The organism is Rhodococcus rhodnii NBRC 100604 (genome assembly GCF_001894925.1).
Classification (GTDB): Bacteria; Actinomycetota; Actinomycetes; order Mycobacteriales; family Mycobacteriaceae; genus Rhodococcus_F; species Rhodococcus_F rhodnii.
Window position 1 is genome coordinate 32913 of the sequence record NZ_BCXD01000010.1, and the last position, 22923, is coordinate 55835.

The following is a 22923-nucleotide window of genomic DNA, read 5'->3' on the forward strand; positions in this document are numbered from 1 at the left end:
CTGCGGGCCGACGACAGGACGGGGAGGAAGCGCGGATGATCTTCAAGGGCGTGCGAGACGGCAAGCCGTATCCCGATCACGGGCTGTCGTTGCGCGACTGGGCGAAGATCCCGCCCCGCCAAGTGCGGCTCGACGAGATCGTCACGACGACGAAGGTCCTCGAACTCGACCGCCTGCTGTCGGAGGATTCGACCTTCTACGGCGATCTCTTCCCGCACGCCGTCCAGTGGAAGGGCGTGCTGTACCTCGAGGACGGCCTGCACCGCGCCGTGCGTTCGGCCCTGCGCAACCGCGTCGTCCTGCACGCGCGGGTCATCGACCTCGACGAGATGCAGGGCATCATCTCGGCGTAGGCGTTCGCGCTCGTGAGTGATTTTTCGGTGTAGGGGCCGGAAGGTCACGCACGAGCGGCTCGCCGCCTACGCAACGATGTCGCGGACGATGCCGTCGGCGAGCAGGCGGCCACGGTCCGTCAGGACGTAGCGCTCGCCGCTCGCTTCCCCGCCGCCGGCTCCGTCACCGCCGGATTCACCGCCCTCGAGCACCAGCAGGCCGTCGTCGACGCGGTCGTCCGCCACGCGCCGCTCGGCAGCGGTGAGGTCGGCCGCAGGCAGGCCCGTCCGCAGCCGGATCGTGAGCATGAGGCGCTCGAGGTGCGCGTCGTCGTCGGTCAGCGTCTCGTGGCCGGCGACCGGCAGTGTGCCCTCGGCCAGGACGTCCGCGTAGCGCGCGGGGTGCTTGACGTTCCACCACCGCACTCCCCCGACGTGGCTGTGCGCGCCCGGGCCGGCGCCCCACCAGTCGCCGCCGTCCCAGTAGCCCAGGTTGTGACGGCACCGCGCCGCCTCCCCCCTCGCCCAGTTGGACACCTCGTACCAGTCGAAGCCCGCCGCACGCAGCCGCCGGTCGACGAGTTCGTAGCGGGCGGCGAGGACGTCGTCGTCGGGCGCCGGGAGATCGCCCCGCCGCACCTTGCGCGCCATCGCGGTGCCGTCCTCGACGATGAGCGAGTACGCCGACACGTGATCGACGTCCGCTTCGAGGACGGCGGACAACGACAGGTCGAGGTCGGATTCGGACTCGCCGGGCGTCCCGTAGATGAGATCGAGGTTCACGTGAGCGAAGCCGGCGGCCCGCGCCTCGCGTGCGGCCGCGACGGCGCGACCCGGCGTGTGGGTGCGGTCGAGGACGCGCAGCACGTGCTCGGCGGCCGACTGCATCCCGAGCGAGACGCGCGTGTATCCGCCGCGCAGCAACGCGTCGAAGAACTCCGGCGAGGTCGACTCGGGGTTGGACTCCGTCGTCACCTCGGCGCCGGGCGCGAGCCCGAAACTCGACCGCACCGCCGCGAGCACGTCGGTGAGCCCGTCGCCGCCGAGCAGCGACGGCGTGCCGCCGCCCACGAACACGGTGTCCGCCGCGGGTGCGCCCGTCAGTTCGGCGGCGGCGTCGAGTTCGCGCCGCAGGCCCTCCAGCCACGACGACGGCGACGCGGACGTCCCCAGCTCACCGGGCGTGTAGGTGTTGAAGTCGCAGTAGCCGCACCGTGTCGCGCAGAACGGGACGTGGACGTAGACGCCGAACGGGCGGGTTCCGACGCCCGCCGTCGCGGTCTCGGGCAGCACGAACGGCCCGTCGGTGGCGGTGGGGGTCGAGGTGGTCACCCTTCCAGTGTCCCACCGGTCCGTGCGGCGAGATCGGGCCTGGTCGCCACCCGATCGCCACATTTCCCCCGATTTTCGGGGAAATACGGTGCCCATGTGGGAACGGCCGCCGTGACGTGGCACAATCGGTCGCATGATCGGAACCGGGGTGCGACTCGTGGCACGACGCCACGTCGACCTTGCGCGCGTGTGCAGCAGCTGCTGTCGCTGCTGTCGCTGTCGCTGACCCGCCCTCGTTCGGTATTCGCGCCGCCTCCCGCAGGCACCGTCGCCCGTTCGACACGCGTCCTCGGTCAGCCCACCCGGGCGCCAGCGCCCGCTCCCAGCACGGCCCCTGCGCGCCCGGTCACGGGCGTGCTCCGACCCCCAGGAGCTCTCCCCCGATGCCCTCCTCGACCAACGAGACCCCGCCGGCCGCCGAGGCCCGTACGCCGCGTGCCCGCACCGGCCGGCCGGTCAAGCGCCGCGCCGAGGGCCAGTGGGCCCTCGGATACCGCGAACCGCTCAACGCGAACGAACAGAGCAAGAAGGACGACAACCCCCTCAACGTCCGTGCGCGCATCGAGAACATCTACGCGCACCAGGGCTTCGACAGCATCGACAAGGGCGATCTGCGTGGCCGCTTCCGCTGGTGGGGCCTCTACACGCAGCGCGCCGAAGGCTACGACGGCACGTGGACGGGCGACGAGAACATCGACGTCCTCGAGGACAGCCACTTCATGATGCGCGTGCGCTGCGACGCCGGCGCACTGAACGTCGAGCAGCTGCGTACCGTCGCGGGCATCTCGACGGAGTTCGCGCGCGACACCGCGGACCTCTCCGACCGCGAGAACGTGCAGTACCACTGGATCGACGTCGAGAACGTCCCGGAGATCTGGAAGCGCCTCGAATCGGTCGGCCTGAAGACGACCGAGGCGTGCGGCGACTGCCCCCGCGTCGTCCTCGGGTCGCCGCTCGCCGGTGAGTCGTTCGACGAGATCCTCGATCCCACGCCCGCGATCGACGAGATCGTCCGCCGCTACATCGGCAAGCCCGAGTACTCGAACCTGCCGCGCAAGTTCAAGACGGCGATCTCCGGCCAGCAGGACGTCGTCCACGAGATCAACGACATCGCGTTCGTCGGCGTCGTGCATCCCGAGCACGGCCCGGGTCTCGACCTCTGGGTCGGGGGTGGCCTGTCGACGAATCCGATGCTCGCGCAGCGCGTCGGCGCATGGATCCCGCTCGACGAGGTGCCGGACGTGTGGGAGGCCGTCGTCTCGCTCTACCGCGACTACGGCTACCGCCGGCTGCGGACCAAGGCGCGGCTGAAGTTCCTCGTCAAGGACTGGGGCATCGAGAAGTTCCGTCAGGTGCTCGAGGACGAGTACCTGCACCGCACGCTGATCGACGGCCCCGCCCCGGAGAAGCCGACGCGCCCGATCGATCACGTCGGAATCACCAAGCTGCGCAACGGAACCAACGCTGTCGGCGTCGCCCCGATCGCGGGCCGCGTCTCTGGCACGATCCTGCGGCAGGTCGCCGACGCCGCCGAGCGCGCGGGAAGCGACCGGATCCGGTTCACGCCGTACCAGAAGATCATCGTGCTCGACGTCGCGGACGACCGCCTCGACGGCCTGATCGCCGACCTCGACGCGCTCGGTCTGCCGGCGCGGCCGTCGCACTGGCGCAAGAACCTCATGGCGTGCTCGGGAATCGAGTTCTGCAAGCTGTCGTTCGCCGAGACCCGCAAGCGCTCCCAGGTTCTCGTGCCCGAGCTCGAGAAGCGGCTCGACGACATCAACGCGCAGCTCGACGTCCCGATCACGATCAACATCAACGGCTGCCCCAACTCGTGCGCGCGGTCGCAGATCGCCGACATCGGGTTCAAGGGACAGCTCGTCGACGACGGCGCGGGTAACCAGGTCGAAGGCTTCCAGGTGCACCTCGGCGGCAGCCTCGGCTTCGACGCCGCGTTCGGCCGCAAGCTCCGCCAGCACAAGGTGACCTCGGACGAACTCGGCGACTACGTCGAGCGGGTCGTCCGCAACTTCGTGAAGAACCGCACGGACGGTGAGCGTTTCGCCGAATGGACGGTCCGAGCAGACGAGGAGGATCTGCGATGACGGTGGACATCGCGACCGCGAGCGCCGACGAGTTGCGCGCCGTCGCCGAGCGCGGCGCCGCCGAACTGGACGGCGCCTCGGCGCACGAGTTGCTGCGGTGGACCGAGGACACCTTCGGCGAGCAGTACATCGTCGCGTCCAACATGCAGGACGGCGTGCTCGTGCACCTCGCCGCGCAGGTGCATCCCGGCGTCGACGTGCTCTTCCTCGACACCGGGTATCACTTCGCCGAGACGCTCGGCACGCGCGACGCCGTCGAGCAGGTGTACGGCGTGAACGTCGTGAACGCCCGGCCCGCCGCGAGCGTCGCGGAGCAGGACGCGATCGAGGGTAAGGACCTGTTCGCTCGCGACCCGAACCGCTGCTGCGCGCTGCGCAAGGTGGCGCCGCTGAAGGCGACGCTCTCGAACTACCGTGCCTGGGTCACCGGCATCCGGCGCGTCGAATCGCCGACGCGTGCCAACGCGCCGCTCGTCTCGTTCGACGAGGGCTTCGGACTCGTGAAGATCAATCCGATCGCGCCGTGGTCCGACGAGCAGATGCAGGCCTACATCGACGAGCACTCGATCCTCGTCAATCCCCTCGTCGACGAGGGTTATCCGTCCATCGGGTGCGCGCCGTGCACCTCCAAGCCGGCGCCCGGCAGCGATCCGCGCAGCGGACGCTGGGCGGGCAACGCCAAGACAGAATGCGGGTTGCACGCCTCATGAGCATCGATCAGTCCTCACTCCTCGAGTCGCGACCGCACCTCGACGGCACGCAGTTCGACACGCTCTCGGCGCTCGAGTCCGAGGCCATCCACATCTTCCGCGAGGTCGCGGGCGAGTTCGAGCGTCCCGTCGTGCTCTTCTCGGGCGGCAAGGACTCCACCGTCCTGCTGCACCTCGCGCTCAAGGCGTTCTGGCCCGCGCCGCTGCCGTTCGCGCTGCTGCACGTCGACACCGGCCACAATCTGCCCGAGGTCCTCGCGTTCCGCGATCACGTCGTCGCGAAGTACGACCTGCGACTGCACGTCGCGAAGGTCGAGGACTACCTCGCGGACGGCCGGCTCACCGAGCGTCCCGACGGCGTGCGCAATCCGCTGCAGACCGTCCCGTTGCTCGACGCGATCGCCGAGAACCGGTTCGACGCAGTCTTCGGCGGTGGCCGCCGCGACGAGGAGCGCTCGCGGGCGAAGGAGCGGATCTTCTCGCTGCGCGACGGATTCGGCCGCTGGGACCCGAAGAAGCAGCGTCCCGAGCTGTGGAACCTGTACAACGGCAAGCACTCTCCGGGTGAGCAGGTGCGTGTCTTCCCGCTGAGCAATTTCACGGAGCTCGACATCTGGCGCTACATCACGCGTGAGAACGTCGAACTCGCGAGCATCTACTACGCGCATCAGCGCCCCGTCTACCAGCGCGACGGCATGTGGATGACGCCGGGCGTCTGGGGCGGGCAGGACGAGGCGCTCGAGACCCGTTCGGTGCGCTACCGCACCGTCGGCGACGGGTCGACGACGGGCGCGATCCTGTCCGAGGCCGCGACGAACGAGGAGATCCTCGCCGAGGTGGCCGCGTCGCGGCTCACCGAGCGCGGGGCGACACGCGGCGACGACCGCGTGTCCGAGGCTGCGATGGAAGATCGCAAGCGAGAGGGTTACTTCTGATCATGAGCGCAACTCAGCTCCTTCGCCTCGCGACCGCGGGCAGCGTGGACGACGGCAAGTCGACTCTCGTCGGCCGTCTGCTCTACGACACGAAATCCGTTCTCGCCGACCAGATCGACGCCGTCACCCGCGCGTCGGTCGACAAGGGCCTGTCGACGCCCGACCTGTCGCTGCTCGTCGACGGCCTGCGCGCCGAGCGCGAGCAGGGCATCACGATCGACGTCGCGTACCGCTACTTCGCGACGCCGCAGCGCTCGTTCGTCCTCGCCGACACGCCGGGCCACGTGCAGTACACGCGCAACACCGTGTCGGGCGCGTCGACGGCGCAACTCGTCATCCTGCTCGTCGACGCCCGCAAGGGGGTCATCGCCCAGACGCGGCGCCACGCCGCCGTGATGGCGCTGCTGGGTGTGCCGCGACTCGTGCTGGCCGTCAACAAGATCGACCTCGTCGAGGATCCCGCGACCGTGTTCGGCGAGGTCTCGGCGGAGTTCGCCGAGATCACGTCCGCGCTCGGCTGGAAGCCCGACGCCGTCACCGCGATCCCGGTCTCGGCGCTGCACGGCGACAACGTCGCGGTGCGCTCCGAGAACACGCCGTACTACGACGGTCCGACGCTCATGGAGCACCTCGAGTCGGTCCCGGTCGACGCCGAACCGCACCGCGTGAACCTGCGCTTCCCGGTGCAGTACGTGATCCGTCCCCGCACCGCCGAGTACCCCGACTACCGCGGCTACGCGGGCCAGGTCGGCGCCGGGTCGGTGCGTCCGGGTGACGAGGTCGTCGTGCTGCCGTCCGGCATCAGGACGACGGTCGAACGGATCGACACCGCCGACGGCGAACTCGATGTCGCGCACGCGGGCCGCAGCGTCACGCTCGTCCTCGCCGACGACGTCGACATCTCACGCGGCGACACCATCGCCTCTCCCGAGGACGCCCCGGAGCCGATCGCGGACTTCGAGGCGACGGTGTGCTGGCTCGCGGAGAAGCCGCTGCACCCGGGTGCGCGTCTGCTGCTCAAGCACGGCACACGCACGACGCAGGCGATCGTCGGCAGTATCGTGGAGCGCTTCGACGAGCAGACGCTGTCGACCGAGCCGTCACCGGACTCACTGTCGCTCAACGAGATCGGCAAGATCTCGGTGCGCGTCGCCGATCCGATCGTCGCCGACGACTACGCCGTGAACCGGCACACGGGCTCCTTCCTGCTCATCGACCCCGCGGGCGGAAACACACTCGCCGCCGGGCTCGTGGGCGATGCGATCGCGACCGTCGAGGCCGCAGGAGTCGTGGCCGGAGCCGAGTGATCTCGTGTTCGCCACCTCTGCACCCCCGCTCGTCGCGGTCGCGCACGGCAGCCGCGATCCGCGCAGCGCTGCCGTGATCGGCGAGGCCGTCGCGAACCTTCGCGCGGCCTCGCCCGATCTCGACGTGCGAGCGGCGTTCCTCGATCTCAGCGCGCCGCGGATCGATCACGTCCTGACGACGCTGGCGCGCGAGGGCCACCACGAGGTCGTCGTCGCACCGATGCTGCTGGGCCGGGCCTTCCACGCGCGCGTGGATCTTCCCGGGATCATCGCGGCAGTGCGGTCCCGTCATCCCCGGCTGACGGTGCACACCGCCGACGTCCTCGGCCCGGATCCACGACTGATCGCCGCCGTCCGTGATCGTGTGACGGACATCGGTGTGGCGGCGGGCGATCCGGACGTGGGTGTCGCGCTCGTGGCGGTCGGGTCGTCCGACGCCGCCGCCAATGACGTGACGAGCCGCATCGTCGGCACACTCCGTGCGGGAGCCGGATGGCATTCGGCGACGGCATGTTTCGCGACGGCCGCCTCCCCCTCGGTGAGCGACGCCATTGCTTCACTGCGTGAGCGCGGTGCGCGCGACGTCGTCGTGGCGCCGTGGTTCCTCGCGCCCGGCCTGCTCATCGACCGCGTCCACGACGCCGCTGCGGCAGGCCGCGCCCGCGTCGCCCCCACGATCGGCGCGCACCCGGCCCTCACCGAGGTCGTGCTCGATCGCTACCGCGCCGCCCTCGAGCGGGCGCGGCACACGCGCGCCGCGGGCTGAGCCTCGTCTCAGCCGTTCGCTGTGGCCGGCTCCGCTGCCACCTCCGCGACCGGCTTCTCCGGCAGATCCGGTACGCGCGTCGCCCGCGCGTACACCGTCTCCCCCTCGCTGAGCCCGAGCGCGGCGCTGTCACCGCGCGTGACCTGGGCCGAGAAGTGCTCTCCCGTCGCCTCGTTGCGGAGATCGACACGCACCTCGAAACCGAGGTGCACGACGCGCTCGACCGTCGCGCGCGTGATCCCCAGCGATTCGACGGTCTCGCCGTCGCGCGCCACCGCGAGGTCGGGATCGCGCCCGATCCGGATGTCGTGCGGGCGCACGAGCTGCCCGTTGAGCTTCGCGACGGGCCCGAGGAACGACATCACGAAATCGTTCGACGGACGGTCGTAGAGATCGGCCGGCGGCCCGACCTGCTCGATCCGGCCGCGATTGAGGACGGCGATCCGGTCGGCGACGTCGAGCGCCTCCTCCTGATCATGCGTGACGAGCACCGTCGTCACGTGCACCTCGTCGTGCAACCGCCGCAGCCACAGCCGCAGATCCGCACGCACCTTCGCGTCGAGGGCACCGAACGGCTCGTCGAGCAGCAGCACCTGCGGATCGACGGCGAGTGCGCGCGCGAGCGCCATCCGCTGCCGCTGACCACCCGAGAGCTGCGCCGGGTAGCGGTGCTGGAAGCCGTCCAGGCCGACGATCTCCAGCAGCTCGTCGACCTTGCGCGCGATCTCGGCCTTGCCGCGCTTGCGGATCTTCAGCCCGAACGCGACGTTGTCGCGCACCGTCATGTGCTTGAAGGCCGCGTAGTGCTGGAACACGAACCCGATGTCGCGCTTCTGCGGCGAGACGTTCGTGACGTCGCGCCCGGCGATCGTCACGGTCCCGCCGTCGAGGTCCTCGAGTCCCGCGATCGAACGCAGCAGCGTCGACTTGCCCGATCCGGACGGCCCGAGCAGCGCCGTGAGGCTCCCCGACGGGATGTCGAGCGTGACGTCGTCGAGCGCGGCGAAGGACCCGTAGTTCTTGCGGGCGCCGGTCACGGTGATCATGATGTTGTGCTCCTCTTGCGGTCGAGCAGAGTCATCAGCAGCAGTGCGACGATCGCGATGCCCATCAGGAGGGTGGCCGCCGAGTACGCGCCGAAGGTGTTGTGGTCGTCGATGTAGCGCGAGTGGACGAGCAGGGTCAGCGTCTGCGACACACCGGGGAATCCGCTCGACACCATGATGACGGCACCGAACTCGCCGAGCGAACGCGCGATCGTGAGCACGATGCCGTACGTGAGGCCCCAGCGGATCGCGGGAAGGGTGATGCGCCAGAACGTCTGCCATCCGTTGGCACCGAGCGTCGCGGCGGCCTGCTCCTGCTCCTCGCCGATCTCGTGCAGGACCGGTTCGACCTCGCGGACGACGAACGGCAGCGTCACGAAGATCGTCGCGAGCACCATGCCGGGAAGGCTGAAGATGACCTGCAGTCCCAGCGATTCGAGTCCGCCGAACCAGCCGTTCGACCCCCACAGCAGGATCAGCGCGACACCCACGACGATGGGCGACACCGCGAACGGGAGGTCGACGATCGCCTGGACGATGCCGCGCCCGGGGAACCTGCCCCGGACGAGTGCGATCGCCGTGACGACGCCGAACACGACGTTGAGCGGTACGACGATCGCCACGATGAGCAGCGACAGGTTGAACGCCGAGATCGCCGCGGGCGTCGTGATGGATTCGTAGAACGCCATGAAGCCGTCGCCGAACGTTCGGGTGAGGATCACCCCGATCGGGACGACGAGCAGCACGAACAGGTAGACCAGCGCCACCGTGCGCAGCGTGATCCGGCTCCGGGTACTGGTCTTCACTGCGCGGCCTCCATCCGGCGCTGGTTGCGGCCGGCGAACAGCCGCAGCAGAAACAGCGTCACGAAGGCGATCGCGAGCAGCGTCACCGACACTGCCGCCGCGGCCTCGGGCCGGTCGACCTCGATGAGCTGCTGGATGTACTGCGACGTCACCTGCGTCTCGTGCGGAATGTTGCCGCCGATGAGCACGACGGAGCCGTACTCGCCGATCGCACGGGCGAACGCGAGGCCCGTACCCGACACGATGGCCGGCGTCAGCGTCGGCAGCACGATCGTCCGGAAGATCGTCCAGTTCTTCGCGCCGAGCGACGCAGCCGCCTCCTCGACCTCACGGTCGAGTTCGATGAGGACGGGCTGCACCGCACGTACGACGAACGGCAGCGTCACGAAGGCGAGCGCGATGATGAGCCCGCCCTGCGTCGCGTTGAGGTGCACACCGACCGGGCTGTCCGGCCCGTACAGCGACAGCAGCACGATGCTCGCGACGATCGTCGGGAGCGCGAACGGCAGGTCGATGAGCGCGTTGACGACCCGCTTGCCGCGGAAGTCGTCGCGGACCAGCACCCACGCGATGATCGTGCCCATCACGGCGTTGACGAGCGCGACGACGACCGACACGAACACCGTCACTCGCAGCGACGCGAGAGCGGCGGGCGCCGTGACGGCATCGAAGAACCCCGAGATGCCGCCTTCGAGCGAGGCCACCGCGAGCGCCGCGAGCGGCAGCAGCACGATGATGCTCAGCCACAGTGTGGCGACGCCGATGCCGAGCGGCCCCGTGCTGCCGGTCGTACGACGCAGTGCGCGTGTCCGTTTCGGGGCCGCCGGTGCCGCCGCGGCGGGTCCGGTGTCCGTGTCGGTCATGGTCGTCCGTGATGGGTCGGGCATCGGCCGGTCAGCGCGTCGCGTTGTCGTAGATCACGGCGATCGAGCCCGAGCCGGGAGCGAAGAGCTCGCCGTCGACCTGACCCCAGCCTCCGAGATCGTCGATCGTCCACAGTGTCTCGGGCTCCGGGTACTTGTCGGCGAACTGCGCGGCGACCTCGGGATCGACCGGACGGAATCCGGCCTCGGCCCACTGCGTCTGCCCCTCCTCGGTGTAGAGGAAGTCGCGGAACTCGACGGCCTTCTCGCGATTCGGGCTGTTGGACAGCACCGCGACGGGATTGTCGATCCGGAACGTCACCTCGGGGGTGACGTGCTCGACGGGCTCGCCGTTGCCCTCGATGAAGAGCGCTTCGTTCTCGTAGCTCAGCAGCGCGTCACCGGTCCCCTGCAGGAACGCCTCGGTCGCCTCGCGACCCGACTTCGGCTGCACCGTCACGTGTTCGGTGACGAGCGAGGACACGAAGTCGAGGCCCGCCTGCGGGTTCTCGCCGCCGCCACTCTTCGCCGCGTACGGCGCGAGCAGGTTCCACTTGGCCGAGCCCGAGCTGAACGGATTCGGCGTCACGACCTCGACGTCGGGACGCAGCAGGTCGTCCCAGTCCCGGATGTTCTTGGGGTTGCCCTCGCGGACGACGATCGTGACGACCGACCCGAACGGCACACCGCCGTAGGCGTCGGCGTTCCAGTCGGGATCGACGAGGCCGGCGTCCACCAGGCGGGTGATGTCGGGTTCGACGGAGAAGTTGACGATGTCGGCGGGCGCGCCGTCCTTGACCTTGCGCGACTGGTCGCCCGACGCGCCGTAGGACGGCTGGAACGCGACGCCCTCGCCCTCGTCGGTCTCGTTGAACGCGGGGATGACGCGGTCGAAGCCGGGCTTCGGCACGGCGTAGGCGAAGAGATTCACCGTGCCGGCACTGCCGTCACCGCCTCCTTCGGCACCCACGGTGTCGCTGGCGCCGCCTCCCCCGCACGCGCTCAGCGTGAGCGATGCAGCGGCGAGCGCGGCCAGCGCGGACGCGCGGCGACGATGACGGAGGGATCGAAACATGGTTGTCGTGCCTTTCGGGGCTGCCGGAAAGAGCTACACGGGAAGGCGCGGGCACGGCACGGAAACGAGAACCGAACCCGCGGAGGAGTGCGCTGGCGGTCGGACGTCACACGTCACGACGGCGGCGGACCGGGCGGCACCTGCCGAACGGCCGCACGGAGATACAGCGCAGCGGGAGGTTCAACAACAGTCGATGTCGGCGACCGAGGGCATGCCGACAGCGATCAACGCCAGCTGATGGCGGATCTGCGGGATGGTTGCCTCGGACACGCGAAGGAATCTAGCAGAGCAGGTGCGACCACTCACAACCGGGCGGAGGGCCGCTCACCACCGAACGCAGTCGATCACGACCGGGCACGGCTCAGAGCACGGACGTCACGAACCAGGCGACGACGACGAGGAGGAGGAGGGCGATCAGCGCCAGGGTGACTCGTGAGCGCGGCATCAGCTCTCCTTCGCCGGGGCGGCGGCGGTGTCGGGGACGGGGGCGTCGCCGGACTCGTCGTCCGGGACGGTGTCGGGATCGGGTGCGGTGTCCGGTCCACGCCGGAGCGCGACGAGAACCGCCGCGAGCACGCGATCGAGCAGCCACGCCCCGAGCGCACACAGCGGCACGACGACGACGAGCACGAGCGCGACCTGCGGGACGAACGCGAGTCCGACGATCCACAGCTCGAGGCCGTCCCACCAGCCCGCGATCCGATCCACGCCGACCACTGTAGCTTCCGCGGCACCCGGTACGCCGCGGCCACCCCACCGCCGTGCGCACCGGGAATCCCGCGAATCGCCGCACGGTTGATCGAGACGCGAGCATTCGCCGGATGCAGGTTTTCCCACACCGGGCACCCCGCGAACGCGCACAATTCTCGAAAGACGGTGAGCGCTCCACGGAAGGGGATGCCATGTCGCAGGCAGAGCACACCGACGTCGACGTCACCGACGTCGAACTCGACACCGATCAGGTCCGCAAGGCCCAGCGCGTCGTCGCGCTGCACTCGAACGGCACCGACGACTGCCGCATGCTGCTGTCGATGCTGGGGATCGGTGATCCGCCGGACTGACGGCGGTCAGGGCCGCCCGATGCGCGCGAGCAGCGCGTCCGCGTCGGCACCGATCCGCCGGACGACGTCCGCTGCAGGCAGCGTCTCGGTGACCGATCCCGCGGCCTGACCCGCGTAGACGACGCCGAGGTCGGGGTCCGAGGGGTCGTAGTCGCCGCGCAGTTCGTCGGCCTCGGCGTCGGGGATCGGCCCGGCCCCGGCGGCATCGTGCCACGTCCGGGTGAAGCGGTTCACGAGGGCTCGCCCGCCCCATCGGTGCGGCCATTCGAGCGCACGGGCGCGGTCGAAGACCGAGGTGTAGACGGTGTCGGTGGCGTCCGCCGCGAGGAGACGTCCCACGGCGTACTCGGGCCCGGTGGTCTCGGGACTCGCGAGCAGCGCGGTCCCGACCATCGCACCCTGCGCGCCCGCCGCGAGCACCGCGGCGAGCCCACGTCCCGTCGCGATGCCGCCGGCCGCGAGAACCGGCAGCTGCGTTGCGTCGAGGACCTGCTGGAGCAGCGGCAGCGTCGCGACGCCGCCCGTGTGACCGCCCGCTTCCGCGCCCTGTGCCACGACGACGTCCACGCCGGCCGCCTCGGCGACCATGAGGTCGGCGGGCGTGTTGACCTGTGCCAGCGCGAGCGCGCCGGCGGCGTGCACACGATCGACGTACGGCGCGGGATCACCGAACGAGAGCGAGACGATCGCCGGGCGCTCGTCGAGCGCGGCGTCGAGTGGAGCGTCGTCCTCGTCGAGCGACCACACCATGAGTCCTACCCCGAACGGCCCCGCCTCACGGGCGACCGCGGCCTCTCGCGCGAGCCACTCGGCCGTGACGTATCCCGCACCGAGCATTCCCAGCCCGCCGCCGCGCGTCACCTCCGCGACCAGGGCGCCGCCCGCTCGCCCCGCCATCGGCGCGCCGAGCACCGGGATCTCGATCCCGAGGGTCTCCGTGAGCCACGTCGCGGTCATGCGATCACTTCTTCGGCTTGTCGCCACCGGCGTCCGACGACAGCGCCGCGACGAAGGCCTCCTGCGGCACGTCGACGCGGCCGATCGTCTTCATGCGCTTCTTGCCTTCCTTCTGCTTCTCGAGCAGCTTGCGCTTACGCGAAATATCGCCGCCGTAGCACTTCGCGAGGACGTCCTTGCGGATCGCCCGGATGTTCTCGCGCGCGATGATCCGCGAGCCGATCGCAGCCTGCACCGGCACCTCGAACTGCTGGCGCGGGATGAGCTCCTTGAGCTTCGTCGTCATCTTGTTGCCGTACGCCGACGCGGCGTCCTTGTGGACGATCGCGCTGAACGCGTCGACCGGCTCGCCCTGGAGCAGGACGTCGACCTTGACGAGTTCCGCGGACTGCTCGCCCGCCTCCTCGTAGTCGAGGCTCGCGTAGCCGCGCGTGCGGGACTTCAGCGAATCGAAGAAGTCGAAGATGATCTCGGCGAGCGGCATCGTGTAGCGCAGCTCGACGCGCGTCTCCGAGAGGTAGTCCATCCCGCCGAGCTCACCGCGCCGCGACTGGCACAGCTCCATGATCGGGCCGATGAACTCGCTCGGCGCGATGATCGTCACCTTGACGACGGGCTCGTAGATCTCGCGCAGCTTGCCGGCGGGCCAGTCGGACGGGTTCGTCACCTGACGTTCCTCACCGCCCTCCTCGACGACGCGGTACACGACGTTCGGGGAGGTCGAGATGAGGTCGAGCCCGAACTCCCGCTCGAGCCGCTCGCGCGTGATCTCCATGTGCAGCAGGCCGAGGAAGCCGCACCGGAACCCGAACCCGAGCGCGACCGACGTCTCCGGCTCGTACGTCAGCGCCGCGTCGTTGAGCTGCAGCTTGTCGAGCGCCTCGCGCAGATCCGGGTAGTCCGAGCCGTCGAGGGGGTACAGCCCCGAATAGACCATCGGCCGCGGTTCGCGATAGCCCGTGAGGGGCTGCTCCGCGCCGCGGCGGGCCGTCGTGACGGTGTCGCCGACCTTCGACTGCCGCACGTCCTTGACGCCCGTGATGAGGTAGCCGACCTCGCCGACGCCGAGCCCGGCCGACGCCTTCGGTTCGGGAGAGACGATGCCGACCTCGAGCAGCTCGTGCTGCGTGCCCGTCGACATCATCTTGATCTTCTCGCGCGGCATGATCCTGCCGTCCACGACGCGCACGTACGTCACGACGCCGCGGTACGTGTCGTAGACCGAGTCGAAGATCATCGCGCGGGCGGGCGCATCGGCATCGCCGACGGGCGGCGGGATCTGGCGCACGACCTCGTCGAGCAGTTCCCCGACGCCCTCACCGGTCTTGCCCGACACGCGCAGCACGTCCGACGGCTCGCACCCGATGATGTGGGCGATCTCCGCCGCGTAGCGCTCGGGATCGGCGGCGGGCAGATCGATCTTGTTGAGGACCGGAATGATCGTGAGGTCCTTGTCGAGCGCGAGGTAGAGATTCGCGAGCGTCTGCGCCTCGATACCCTGCGCGGCGTCGACCAGCAGCACCGCGCCCTCGCAGGCCTCGAGTGCGCGGGAGACCTCGTACGTGAAGTCGACGTGACCCGGCGTGTCGATCAGATGCATGACGATCTCGTCGGTCGTGCCGTCGTCACGCGTCACCGTCCAGGGCAGCCGAACGTTCTGCGCCTTGATCGTGATGCCACGTTCGCGCTCGATGTCCATGCGGTCGAGATACTGCGCCCGCATCTGCCGTTCCTCGACGACCCCGGTCAGCTGCAGCATCCGGTCGGCCAGCGTCGACTTGCCGTGGTCGATGTGCGCGATGATGCAGAAGTTACGGATCCTGGCCGGATCCGTGAACGTCGTGTCGGCGAAGCTGCTGATGGTCGATCTCCTGACCTGGTCGATACTTCGCGGCGTCGGTGCGCCGTGACGACGGTGCGCGAGCGCGGACGTGCGAAGTCACCGGAAGCGTGGTGTCGGGACGAACTCCAGAATATCCAAGACCGTGCCCCTCGGCGCTGCCGGTACCGGTCCGCACCACCCGGAACATCGGCCGGGGCGTCCTAGACTTCTGTCATGGCGTCACGTTGGCAGGCTCTGGGCCGCACTCTCGGCAAGCTCGCGCGCGAGAACGGTCCGCGCATCGTCGATCAGCTGCAGCGTTCGGGCGCGCTCCAGAAGGCCGCGGGCGTCCTCACCGGCGGCGCGTCCACCTCGACGGTTCCCGCGGGCCGGCCCGTCGCGTCCGGCTCGGCACCGACGGCGCACCGCGCGCGCCACGTCGAGTACGCACCCGACCTCGACGGCCAGGCAGATCCGGGCGAGATCGTCTGGACGTGGGTCGCCTACGAGGACGATCCGACCCAGGGCAAGGACCGCCCGGTGCTCGTCGTCGGGCGCGACCGCACCACCCTGCTCGGACTCATGCTGTCGTCGCAGGCGCGCCATGACGGCGATCCCGACTGGCTCGGCATCGGCCCGGGCCCGTGGGACGCCGAGCGCCGGCCCAGCTGGGTCCGGCTCGATCGCGTGCTCGACGTGCCCGAGGCCGGCATCCGCCGTGAGGGTGCCGTCATGGACAAGGCGGCGTTCGACCGTATCGCCGAGCGGCTGCGGCGGGACTTCAGCTGGACGTGACGGTCGCGTAGTCGGCGGCGATCATGTCGGCGATCGCCGACATGACCAGCTCGTTCGGGTGTGCGGGCTCCGCGGGCGACCGCGGCACGATGCCCTCGAACCACCGCTCGCCGGTCGGTGCGCAGCCGTCGTGACCGCCCTCGACGGCAGCCGTCGCGATGTCGATGTACTCGACGTCGTACTTCTCGGCGGCACGCACGTAGATGTCGTTGAACCGGTCGAAATAGTCGCGCAGCCACGGCGCGTCCTGCTCGCCCACCGGCAGGATCGGCCAGCACGCGCGGTCACCGACGGTGCCGCCGTGCGACACCACGTACACCCGCGCGTCGGGCGCCTTCGCGACGATCGCCCCGACGACGGCATCGACCTCACGCGCCATCTTCTCGATGCCCTCGGTTGCGAGCCGCTCCGCGAGCGGATTGTCGCGGCACCCCCCGTCGAAGTCTGGGACGGGTGCGGCACACAGCAACGACACCGGCAGATGATTCGATCCGCCGCCGCCGATGCTCAGCGTCACGAGTTCGGTGTCGGGCGAGAGCGCGTCGAGCTGCGGCGGCGCCGTCCGTGTCCCCACGAACTGCGGAGTGTCGATCACGTGCGACGGCTTGGCCGCCGAGCACGTGACATCGGTGAACGACGACGCACCGACCTGCGCGGCGAGCTTCGCGGGGTAGTTCGCGTTCGGCGAGTGGAGACAGAAGTCGCGGTGTTCGCTCGCCTCGATGAGCGGCCCCGAGGCGCGCGAGTCGCCGAGCGCGACATAGGACGGGCCGGTCGGCGCCGGATCCGCATGCGCGGCCGTGGCCGACCCTGCCGCCACGAACAGTGCGAGCGCCGCGGCGACCGCCCCCGCGCCGGAGCGGGCCGAGAAGCGACGAGCCATGAAGGAATCCCCCTGCTGGAAGTGACGGGCCGGAAAGAACGACGGTCGGACGACGGGGTCAGCGCGTCTCGACGCCGAGCCGTTCGGCGATCATGTCGGCGACCGCGGCCATGCCGCGAGCGTTGAAGTGCGCCGGCTGCGCCGACGACGTGGGAATCAGGCCCTCGAACCACTTGTCCTCGGGCGCGGCGCACGGGTCGTGCCCGCCCGCGACCGTGGCGGCACCGATGTCGACGAACTCGGCACCGTGCGCTGCGGCGGACTCGCGGTAGATGTCGTTGAACCGATCGAAGTAGCCGGTGAGGAAGCGCGCGTCGTCGTCCGAGTACGGAATGGACGGCCAGCAGCCGCGCTCACCGATCGCGCCGCCGTGACCGACCACGAAGATCCTGGCGTTCGGCGCACGGTCGCGCACCGCGGCGATCGCGCCGTCGATCTTCGGGCGGGCCTTCGCGATGCCCTCCTCGGCGTCGCGCTGGGTCTGTGCGTCGTCGCGGCACCGCCGGTCGACGCCGGGCGCGAGCGATGCGCAGTGCTCACGGGTGACGACGACGTGATTCGAGTCGACGCCGCCGATGCTGATCGTGACGATGTCGGTGTCGGGGCTGCGCCTCGACCTGCGGGGCACGCACCGTGGTCCCGATGCGCTGCGGCGTATCCACGATGTTCTCGGACTTCGCCGCGATACACGTGACGTCGGTGTAGCTGCGGGCGCTGATCAGCCGGGCCAGCACGGCGCCGTAGTTCTGCTCGGAGCGCATGCAGAAGTCGTCGTGCGAGAGCGGATCGATGAACGGGCCCGCCGCACGCGAGTCGCCGAGGGCGACCAGGCTGGGCCGCTCGTCTGTGGTGCCCGAGTCCGAGTTCGCCGAGGCGACGGCTACGGGACCACCCGCGACGAGTGCCGCGAGGCACGCTCCCATCGCCACGACAGTTCGGGTCGACCCCGTCCACCGGCCTCGGATCATCGAGCCATTCCCCCTCGGCAGTTGGCTGCGGCGCCGCCCGATGCGACGCCGCGGCCATCATGCCGCAGGGCACCGTCACACGTGGATGCGGTCCCCGAAACGCCCGAACAGGGCGCGGTAGACGAAAGCGCCGACGAGACCGCCGATGAGCGGGAAGACGATGAACAGCCACACCTGGCCGAGCGCGCCGTCCTGGTAGAACGCGACCGCGAGGCTGCGGGCCGGATTGACCGACGTGTTGTCGATCGGGATCGCGACGAGGTGGATCGTCGCGAGGGTGATGCCGATCGCGAGGCCCGCCTGCGGGATCTCCGAGATCCGGTCGGTCGCGGAGAGCACGACGAACACCAGCACCGCGGTGAGCACGATCTCGATCGCCATCGTCGCGCCGATGCCGTACCCGTGTTCGAGAACACCACCCAGCGGGCCTTCGATCGCCGACGGGCTGTGCGCGCCCCAGCCGTTCGCGCCGAGCCCGTCGGCGGCCCGGTCGTAGGCGGGAAGCGACTGCGCGATCGCGAACAGCGACAGACCGGCGACGAGACCACCGACGAACTGCGCGATCCAGTAACCGACCGCCTCGACGATCCCCACCCGGCCGATCGCCAGGAAACCGGCCGTCACCGCGGGATTGACGTGACAGCCCGAGATCGGGCCGATCGCGTAGACGAGGAAGAGCAGCGAGAAGCCGAACGCCAGAGCGACTCCCAGATTGCCGACCTCGTCACCCGCGAAGACCGCCGTCCCGACCGCCATGAACACCAGCAGGAACGTGCCCAGACACTCGGCCGCGTACTTCTTCCCAGCGGAGATCGGTGTCGCTTCGTCGATTTCCTGAGCAGTGGACATGGATGCCACCTTCCGCCGTGAGATCCTCCCGGAACACTTCGGACCGCGCTCGATGCGGCTCTGGGAGGACCTTACGCCGGGACCTAGGCCAGTCGGGTGATTTTCACCACCACTTCGAGGTCGGTTGCCCGGCCACCCGAGAAGATCCCCTGCAGCGGCGGCACATCCGAGTAGTCACGACCCACACCGATCGTCACGTGCTGCTCCCCCACGTGTTTCGCGTTGGTCGGGTCGTAGCCCCACCACGAACCCGTCCACGCCTCGATCCACGCATGGGATTCGCCGGTGACGGTGTCGCCGATCACGGCGTCGGGCTTGGGATGCAGATAGCCCGAGACGTAACGGCTCGGAATCCCCATGCTGCGCAACAGGACCAGGGTCAGATGCGCGTAGTCCTGGCAGACGCCCTTGCGCTCGTTCCACGCCTGTACCGCCGAGGTGTGCACCGCCGTCGCGCCGGGGACGTAGTCCATCTCCTCGTAGACGCGATCACATGTCGCGATCACGGCCTCTACCGGTGTGCGGCCGCCTCGGAGCTCGCGTGCGAGAGCCGACAGTGCGCGATCGGCCGGAACGTAACGCGTGTAGGACAGCTGCTCGTTGAACCGGTCGACGACGTCCTCGCTCGTGAGGTCGTCCCACGTCACGTCCTCCTCGGGCTCGGTGGGCTCGTCGGTCTCGACGACCGAGAGCCCCACGACCTCGAGTTCGCGGTGCGGCGCGTGCAGATCGAACGCCGTCACCGCCGTACCCCAGTAGTCGGAGTACCGGAACGAGCGCGTCGCCGGATTCGTCTCCACGCGAGAGAGAATCACCGTCTGCCGATTGTCCGAACGAGGCGTCAGCCGCGCCTCGTTGTACGAGGAGGTGACCGGTGCGTCGTACCCGTATCCGGTCGTGTGCTCCACGCGTAGCCGCCAGCTCACAGCCCACCCTCCGCCACGATGTCGAGATCGATCGCACGCGCGTCGGTCCAGGCGACCCACGGCGCGGCGTGAAAGTACTGCAGGGCGATCGCTTCACCCAGCTCACGGCACGTGTGCTGCAAGCCGATCAGCCGTTCCTGCAGGTCCTCGAGGAGCACGCCCGGGGGCAGGAACTCGAGTTCGCTGCGTGCCCGGCCCAGCACTCGCTGCGCCTCGGCCCGCAGTCCCACGCGGCTGTCGGGCTGCTGATCGAGCTCGTCGAGGCAGATCTCGGCCTGCCGCAAGGCGTGGAAGACCGAACGCGGGAAAAGCCGGTCGAGCAGGATGAACTCGACGACGCGGCCCGCGTCGAGCGCACCCCGGTACGTCCGCAGATAGGTGTCGTGCGCGCCGGCCGAGCGCAGCACCGTCACCCACGCGGGTGACGACGGCCGGTCTCCGGCACGCGAGAGCAGCATCCGTACGAGCATGTCGACCCGCTCGATCGAACGGCCCAGCAGCAGAAAGCGATAGCCGTCGTCGCGGCTCAGCGTCGAGTCCGCGAGCCCCGCGAACATCGCGGCCCGCTCCTCGACGAAGCGGAAGAACTCGTGCGGGCCGAGCCGCCGGGACGCGCGCTCGCGTTCGGCCAGTGCGTTGTACGTGGCATTGAGGCACTCCCACATCTCGCTCGACGTGACCTCCCGTGCGCCACGGGCGTTCTCGCGGGCGTTCGCGAGCGAGTCACGGATCGAGCCGACCTGATTCCGGCTGAACGCGACGAGGTCGGTCAGCGAACGGACATCCAGCTCACCGGATTCCGGCTCCGCGATCCCCAGCACGCGCAGGAGCCGCCGCGACGTGTGATCGACGTCGATCGTGGCGTCCTCGAGCAGCTGGTGCACCGCGACGTCGAGAATCCGCGCCATGTCGTCGGCGCGTTCGACATATCGCCCGATCCAGTACAGCGATTCGGCGTTACGCGCGAGCATCGATGATCGCCTCCCCCTCGGTCCTGCCCTGCTGTTGCTGCTGTTGCTGCTGCGACGTCGTGAGCTCGGGGCCCTGTTCGGCGGCCTCCGATTCGACGGCCTCACGGACGAGCTCGTCGCCCGCGAGTTCGCGCTCGTCGTCGGACGTGCGGGAGGCGAGCACCCACGTGTCCTTGCTGCCACCGCCCTGGCTCGAATTGACCACGAACGACCCCTCCGGCAACGCGACACGGGTCAGCCCGCCCGGCAGCACCCACACGTCGTCGCCGTCGTTGACGACGAAGGGACGCAGGTCGACGTGACGCGGCGCGAGCCGTCCGCCCGTGCGGGTCGGGACGGTCGACAGCTGGACGACGGGCTGTGCGATCCAGCCACGAGGGTCGGCGCGGATCTTGCGCGCGACCGTGCGCAGTTCCTTCTGCGACGCCTCGGGGCCGAACACGATCCCGTATCCGCCGGAACCCTCGACGGGCTTGACGACGAGTTCGTCCAGCCGGTCGAGGACGTGCTCGCGCTCGTCGTCGAGCCAGCACCGCAGCGTGTCGACGTTCGCGAGCTGCGGCTTCTCACCGAGGTAGTAGTCGATGATCTCGGGGACGTAGGTGTACACGAGCTTGTCGTCGCCGACACCGTTGCCGACGGCACTCGAGATGACGACGTTGCCGGCGCGCGCGGCGTTGAGCAGCCCCGCGACGCCGAGCACCGACTCGGGGCGGAACTGCATCGGATCGAGGTACTCGTCGTCGATGCGGCGATAGATCACGTCCACCTGGCGCTCGCCCTCGGTCGTGCGCATGTAGACGATGTTGTCGCGGCAGAACAGGTCACGGCCCTCGACGAGTTCGACACCCATCTGCCGCGCGAGCAGCGAATGCTCGAAGTACGCGGAGTTGGCGACGCCGGGCGTGAGGACGACCACCGTCGGGTCGGCCTCGTTGAGCGCCGCCGACGCGCGCAGCGCCCGCAGCAGCTGTGCCGAGTAGTCCGCGACCGACCGCACGCGATGCGACATGAACAGATCGGGGAACACCCGTGTCATCGTGCGCCGGTTCTCCATGACGTACGACACACCCGACGGCGACCGGAGATTGTCCTCGAGGACCCGGAAGGTGCCGTTCTCGTCGCGGACGAGGTCGATACCCGCGACGTGGATGCGCACACCGTTCGGCGGGACGATGCCCGCGGCCTGCCGGTGGAAGTGCGCGCACGACGTCACGAGCCGTTTCGGGATCACGCGATCGCGCAGGATCCGGCGTTCGCCGTAGATGTCGTCGAGGAACAGTTCGAGTGCCTGGACACGCTGTTTCAGGCCGCGCTCGACCTTCGTCCACTCCGCCGCCGCGATGACCCGCGGCACGAGGTCGAGTGGGAACGGCCGTTCCTGCCCCGAGAGCGAGAACGTCACGCCCTGGTCCTCGAAGGCGCGGCCGAGCGCTTCGGCGCGCGCCGCGAGGTCGTCGCGGTCGTTCGCTTCGAGGGCCTTGTAGACGCCGCGATAGGGAGCACGGACGGAACCGTCGGCGTCGAACATCTCGTCGTACGCGCGGGCGTAGTGATCGATGTCGCCGTAGCCGTCGAAGATCGACGCCGCGGCGTCCTTCGCCGCCGACCGCGAGCGGCGCGTGCGCGGCGTCGCTCGCGTCGTGGACGTCGCCGGCCCCGCCGCCTTCGAGGTCGCCTTCGTGGTCTTCTTGCGGTCCGCGGACGCTCCGCGACCGGTGTCGCTCTCGCCGGCCGCGGCCGAACCGTTCTTGCGGGAGGTCGTGCTCGTCCCTGCGCGACTCCTACCGGACCGCGCGCTCGCGGCAGTAGCCTTGGACGCCGTGGATGCCATGGGCGTCATCTTGCCTCCATCCGGCCGGGTCGGCTGGACACGGGCGATCCGCGCAGCACACCGGCGGTGCCGAGGCGCGGCCGTTTGAACCGTGCGGAGAACCGCTGGTATGCTGACGAGTCGGTGCGGCGTTCACGCGCGCAATCCCCCGGTTCGGGCTCGGTAGGGCTCGTCATCGGTGGTCGGGTGCGCGTGTGACGTACACGGTGACGGCAGCCGTCACTCCCGTAGACACAGACAGAAGACGCGGGGCCTCGAGTATCGAGCTCGGGACTTCGGAATCAGTTCGAGACGACAGGATATTCACGCGTGGCCAACATCAAGTCCCAGAAGAAGCGGATCCGTACCAACGAGGCGGCCCGTCTGCGCAACCAGTCGGCGAAGTCCTCGCTGCGCACCGCGATCCGCTCGCTTCGCGAGGCGGCGGCGGCCGGCGAGAAGGACAAGGCCGGCGAGCTCCTCGTGTCGACGAGCCGCAAGCTCGACAAGGCCGTCACCAAGGGCGTCATCCACAAGAACCAGGCTGCCAACAAGAAGTCTGCGCTCGCGCAGCTCGTCGGCAAGCTCTGACGACGCGGCC

Annotated in this window: 25 protein-coding genes; 9 read left to right on the forward strand and 16 right to left on the reverse strand. The window is 69.6% G+C overall.

What is annotated here, in order from left to right:
• Positions 1-35 precede the first annotated feature (35 nt).
• Positions 36-353, forward strand: coding sequence for a type II toxin-antitoxin system VapB family antitoxin (locus RR1_RS08950; protein ID WP_010838236.1), 318 nt, complete (start codon positions 36-38; stop codon positions 351-353).
• A gap of 66 nt (positions 354-419) precedes the next feature.
• Here the strand turns inward: RR1_RS08950 and hemW are convergent, their stop codons facing one another.
• Entirely contained in the window at positions 420-1664 is a 1245-nt protein-coding gene (hemW, locus tag RR1_RS08955) for a radical SAM family heme chaperone HemW (protein ID WP_010838237.1), read from the reverse strand.
• Positions 1665-2047: 383 nt separating this feature from the next.
• Here hemW and RR1_RS08960 point away from each other — a divergent pair, with 383 nt between their 5' ends.
• Genes RR1_RS08960 through RR1_RS08980 form a run of 5 tightly spaced genes read left to right on the forward strand, consistent with a single transcriptional unit; the run spans position 2048 to position 7487 of the window.
• A complete protein-coding gene (locus RR1_RS08960) occupies positions 2048-3769 on the forward strand; it encodes a nitrite/sulfite reductase (RefSeq protein ID WP_010838238.1) in 1722 nt (573 codons plus the stop codon).
• A complete protein-coding gene (locus tag RR1_RS08965; RefSeq protein ID WP_040773208.1) occupies positions 3766-4479 on the forward strand; it encodes a phosphoadenylyl-sulfate reductase in 714 nt (237 codons plus the stop codon). Before RR1_RS08960 ends, RR1_RS08965 begins: the two co-directional genes overlap by 4 nt.
• Positions 4476-5414 (forward strand): sulfate adenylyltransferase subunit CysD, encoded by a 939-nt coding sequence (gene cysD, locus RR1_RS08970; protein WP_010838240.1) that lies wholly within the window; start codon positions 4476-4478, stop codon positions 5412-5414. Before RR1_RS08965 ends, cysD begins: the two co-directional genes overlap by 4 nt.
• A gap of 2 nt (positions 5415-5416) precedes the next feature.
• Positions 5417-6721, forward strand: a complete 1305-nt coding sequence (locus tag RR1_RS08975) for a sulfate adenylyltransferase subunit 1 (RefSeq protein WP_040773212.1) — start codon at positions 5417-5419, stop codon at positions 6719-6721.
• A 4-nt stretch (positions 6722-6725) separates the two neighbouring features.
• Positions 6726-7487, forward strand: coding sequence for a sirohydrochlorin chelatase (locus RR1_RS08980; RefSeq protein ID WP_010838242.1), 762 nt, complete (start codon positions 6726-6728; stop codon positions 7485-7487).
• Positions 7488-7495: 8 nt separating this feature from the next.
• Here RR1_RS08980 and RR1_RS08985 read toward each other — a convergent pair whose 3' ends face one another.
• From RR1_RS08985 to RR1_RS09005, 6 genes are all read right to left on the reverse strand, one after another.
• The gene (locus tag RR1_RS08985) at positions 7496-8533 is read right to left on the reverse strand and encodes a sulfate/molybdate ABC transporter ATP-binding protein (RefSeq protein WP_010838243.1); all 1038 of its coding nucleotides are present in this window, start codon (positions 8531-8533) and stop codon (positions 7496-7498) included.
• The gene (gene cysW, locus RR1_RS08990) at positions 8530-9339 is read right to left on the reverse strand and encodes a sulfate ABC transporter permease subunit CysW (RefSeq protein ID WP_010838244.1); all 810 of its coding nucleotides are present in this window, start codon (positions 9337-9339) and stop codon (positions 8530-8532) included. The genes RR1_RS08985 and cysW overlap by 4 nt, the downstream gene beginning before the upstream one ends.
• Positions 9336-10202 (reverse strand): sulfate ABC transporter permease subunit CysT, encoded by an 867-nt coding sequence (gene cysT, locus RR1_RS08995; RefSeq protein WP_010838245.1) that lies wholly within the window; start codon positions 10200-10202, stop codon positions 9336-9338. The genes cysW and cysT overlap by 4 nt, the downstream gene beginning before the upstream one ends.
• Positions 10203-10233: 31 nt before the next feature.
• The gene (locus tag RR1_RS09000; RefSeq protein WP_010838246.1) at positions 10234-11277 is read right to left on the reverse strand and encodes a sulfate ABC transporter substrate-binding protein; all 1044 of its coding nucleotides are present in this window, start codon (positions 11275-11277) and stop codon (positions 10234-10236) included.
• A 180-nt stretch (positions 11278-11457) separates the two neighbouring features.
• Positions 11458-11547, reverse strand: coding sequence for an Ms4533A family Cys-rich leader peptide (locus RR1_RS23105; protein ID WP_338010968.1), 90 nt, complete (start codon positions 11545-11547; stop codon positions 11458-11460).
• Positions 11548-11721: 174 nt separating this feature from the next.
• Complete coding sequence (locus tag RR1_RS09005; protein WP_051111162.1) at positions 11722-11985, reverse strand: hypothetical protein; 264 nt, start codon at positions 11983-11985, stop codon at positions 11722-11724.
• 194 nt (positions 11986-12179) lie between these two features.
• Here RR1_RS09005 and RR1_RS22295 point away from each other — a divergent pair, with 194 nt between their 5' ends.
• Positions 12180-12338 carry a hypothetical protein gene (locus RR1_RS22295; RefSeq protein ID WP_169847036.1) on the forward strand — a complete coding sequence of 53 codons (159 nt, stop codon included), beginning with the start codon at positions 12180-12182 and terminating at the stop codon, positions 12336-12338.
• 6 nt (positions 12339-12344) lie between these two features.
• On the opposite strand, the gene RR1_RS09010 is transcribed toward RR1_RS22295, so the two are convergent.
• Both RR1_RS09010 and lepA read right to left on the reverse strand, forming a co-directional pair.
• Positions 12345-13295: an NAD(P)H-dependent flavin oxidoreductase gene (locus tag RR1_RS09010; RefSeq protein WP_010838250.1), complete on the reverse strand. Its 951-nt coding sequence runs from the start codon at positions 13293-13295 to the stop codon at positions 12345-12347.
• Positions 13296-13299: 4 nt separating this feature from the next.
• On the reverse strand, positions 13300-15114 hold the full coding sequence (gene lepA / locus RR1_RS09015) for a translation elongation factor 4 (protein ID WP_238558999.1): 1815 nt from the start codon (positions 15112-15114) through the stop codon (positions 13300-13302).
• Positions 15115-15351: 237 nt separating this feature from the next.
• Between lepA and RR1_RS09020 the strand changes: the two genes are divergently transcribed.
• On the forward strand, positions 15352-15912 hold the full coding sequence (locus tag RR1_RS09020; RefSeq protein ID WP_010838253.1) for a type II toxin-antitoxin system PemK/MazF family toxin: 561 nt from the start codon (positions 15352-15354) through the stop codon (positions 15910-15912).
• Here RR1_RS09020 and RR1_RS09025 read toward each other — a convergent pair.
• The 7 genes from RR1_RS09025 to RR1_RS09050 all read right to left on the reverse strand — a co-directional run bounded on the left by RR1_RS09025 (position 15899) and on the right by RR1_RS09050 (position 22040).
• Positions 15899-16795 carry an SGNH/GDSL hydrolase family protein gene (locus RR1_RS09025; protein ID WP_010838254.1) on the reverse strand — a complete coding sequence of 299 codons (897 nt, stop codon included), beginning with the start codon at positions 16793-16795 and terminating at the stop codon, positions 15899-15901. The two genes, RR1_RS09020 and RR1_RS09025, sit on opposite strands and share 14 nt — an antisense overlap.
• Positions 16796-16853: 58 nt before the next feature.
• Positions 16854-17423 (reverse strand): GDSL-type esterase/lipase family protein, encoded by a 570-nt coding sequence (locus RR1_RS09030; protein ID WP_010838255.1) that lies wholly within the window; start codon positions 17421-17423, stop codon positions 16854-16856.
• On the reverse strand, positions 17332-17724 hold the full coding sequence (locus RR1_RS22850) for an SGNH/GDSL hydrolase family protein (RefSeq protein ID WP_238558994.1): 393 nt from the start codon (positions 17722-17724) through the stop codon (positions 17332-17334). The genes RR1_RS09030 and RR1_RS22850 overlap by 92 nt, the downstream gene beginning before the upstream one ends.
• A gap of 114 nt (positions 17725-17838) precedes the next feature.
• Entirely contained in the window at positions 17839-18612 is a 774-nt protein-coding gene (locus RR1_RS09035; protein WP_010838256.1) for an aquaporin, read from the reverse strand.
• Positions 18613-18695: 83 nt separating this feature from the next.
• Positions 18696-19538 carry a transglutaminase family protein gene (locus RR1_RS09040; protein WP_040773216.1) on the reverse strand — a complete coding sequence of 281 codons (843 nt, stop codon included), beginning with the start codon at positions 19536-19538 and terminating at the stop codon, positions 18696-18698.
• A complete protein-coding gene (locus RR1_RS09045; protein ID WP_010838258.1) occupies positions 19535-20509 on the reverse strand; it encodes an alpha-E domain-containing protein in 975 nt (324 codons plus the stop codon). The genes RR1_RS09040 and RR1_RS09045 overlap by 4 nt, the downstream gene beginning before the upstream one ends.
• Complete coding sequence (locus tag RR1_RS09050; RefSeq protein ID WP_174555416.1) at positions 20496-22040, reverse strand: circularly permuted type 2 ATP-grasp protein; 1545 nt, start codon at positions 22038-22040, stop codon at positions 20496-20498. The genes RR1_RS09045 and RR1_RS09050 overlap by 14 nt, the downstream gene beginning before the upstream one ends.
• Before the next feature lie 612 nt (positions 22041-22652).
• Here RR1_RS09050 and rpsT point away from each other — a divergent pair.
• Entirely contained in the window at positions 22653-22913 is a 261-nt protein-coding gene (rpsT, locus tag RR1_RS09055) for a 30S ribosomal protein S20 (RefSeq protein ID WP_010838261.1), read from the forward strand.
• Positions 22914-22923: the final 10 nt, after the last annotated feature.

Bases quoted from the DNA above. Each gene is read 5' to 3' on its own strand.
- RR1_RS22295 (WP_169847036.1), top strand. From the start codon at position 12,180: ATGTCGCAGGCAGAGCACACCGACGTCGACGTCACCGACGTCGAACTC.
- cysD (WP_010838240.1), top strand. From the start codon at position 4,476: ATGAGCATCGATCAGTCCTCACTCCTCGAGTCGCGACCGCACCTCGAC.
- RR1_RS09050 (WP_174555416.1), bottom strand. From the start codon at position 22,040: ATGTTCGACGCCGACGGTTCCGTCCGTGCTCCCTATCGCGGCGTCTAC.
- RR1_RS09000 (WP_010838246.1), bottom strand. From the start codon at position 11,277: ATGTTTCGATCCCTCCGTCATCGTCGCCGCGCGTCCGCGCTGGCCGCG.
- RR1_RS09045 (WP_010838258.1), bottom strand. From the start codon at position 20,509: ATGCTCGCGCGTAACGCCGAATCGCTGTACTGGATCGGGCGATATGTC.
- cysT (WP_010838245.1), bottom strand. From the start codon at position 10,202: ATGACCGACACGGACACCGGACCCGCCGCGGCGGCACCGGCGGCCCCG.
- RR1_RS09020 (WP_010838253.1), top strand. From the start codon at position 15,352: ATGGCGTCACGTTGGCAGGCTCTGGGCCGCACTCTCGGCAAGCTCGCG.
- RR1_RS09035 (WP_010838256.1), bottom strand. From the start codon at position 18,612: ATGTCCACTGCTCAGGAAATCGACGAAGCGACACCGATCTCCGCTGGG.
- RR1_RS08975 (WP_040773212.1), top strand. From the start codon at position 5,417: ATGAGCGCAACTCAGCTCCTTCGCCTCGCGACCGCGGGCAGCGTGGAC.
- RR1_RS08950 (WP_010838236.1), top strand. From the start codon at position 36: ATGATCTTCAAGGGCGTGCGAGACGGCAAGCCGTATCCCGATCACGGG.
- RR1_RS08965 (WP_040773208.1), top strand. From the start codon at position 3,766: ATGACGGTGGACATCGCGACCGCGAGCGCCGACGAGTTGCGCGCCGTC.
- RR1_RS09010 (WP_010838250.1), bottom strand. From the start codon at position 13,295: ATGACCGCGACGTGGCTCACGGAGACCCTCGGGATCGAGATCCCGGTG.
- RR1_RS08985 (WP_010838243.1), bottom strand. From the start codon at position 8,533: ATGATCACCGTGACCGGCGCCCGCAAGAACTACGGGTCCTTCGCCGCG.
- RR1_RS09025 (WP_010838254.1), bottom strand. From the start codon at position 16,795: ATGGCTCGTCGCTTCTCGGCCCGCTCCGGCGCGGGGGCGGTCGCCGCG.
- RR1_RS08960 (WP_010838238.1), top strand. From the start codon at position 2,048: ATGCCCTCCTCGACCAACGAGACCCCGCCGGCCGCCGAGGCCCGTACG.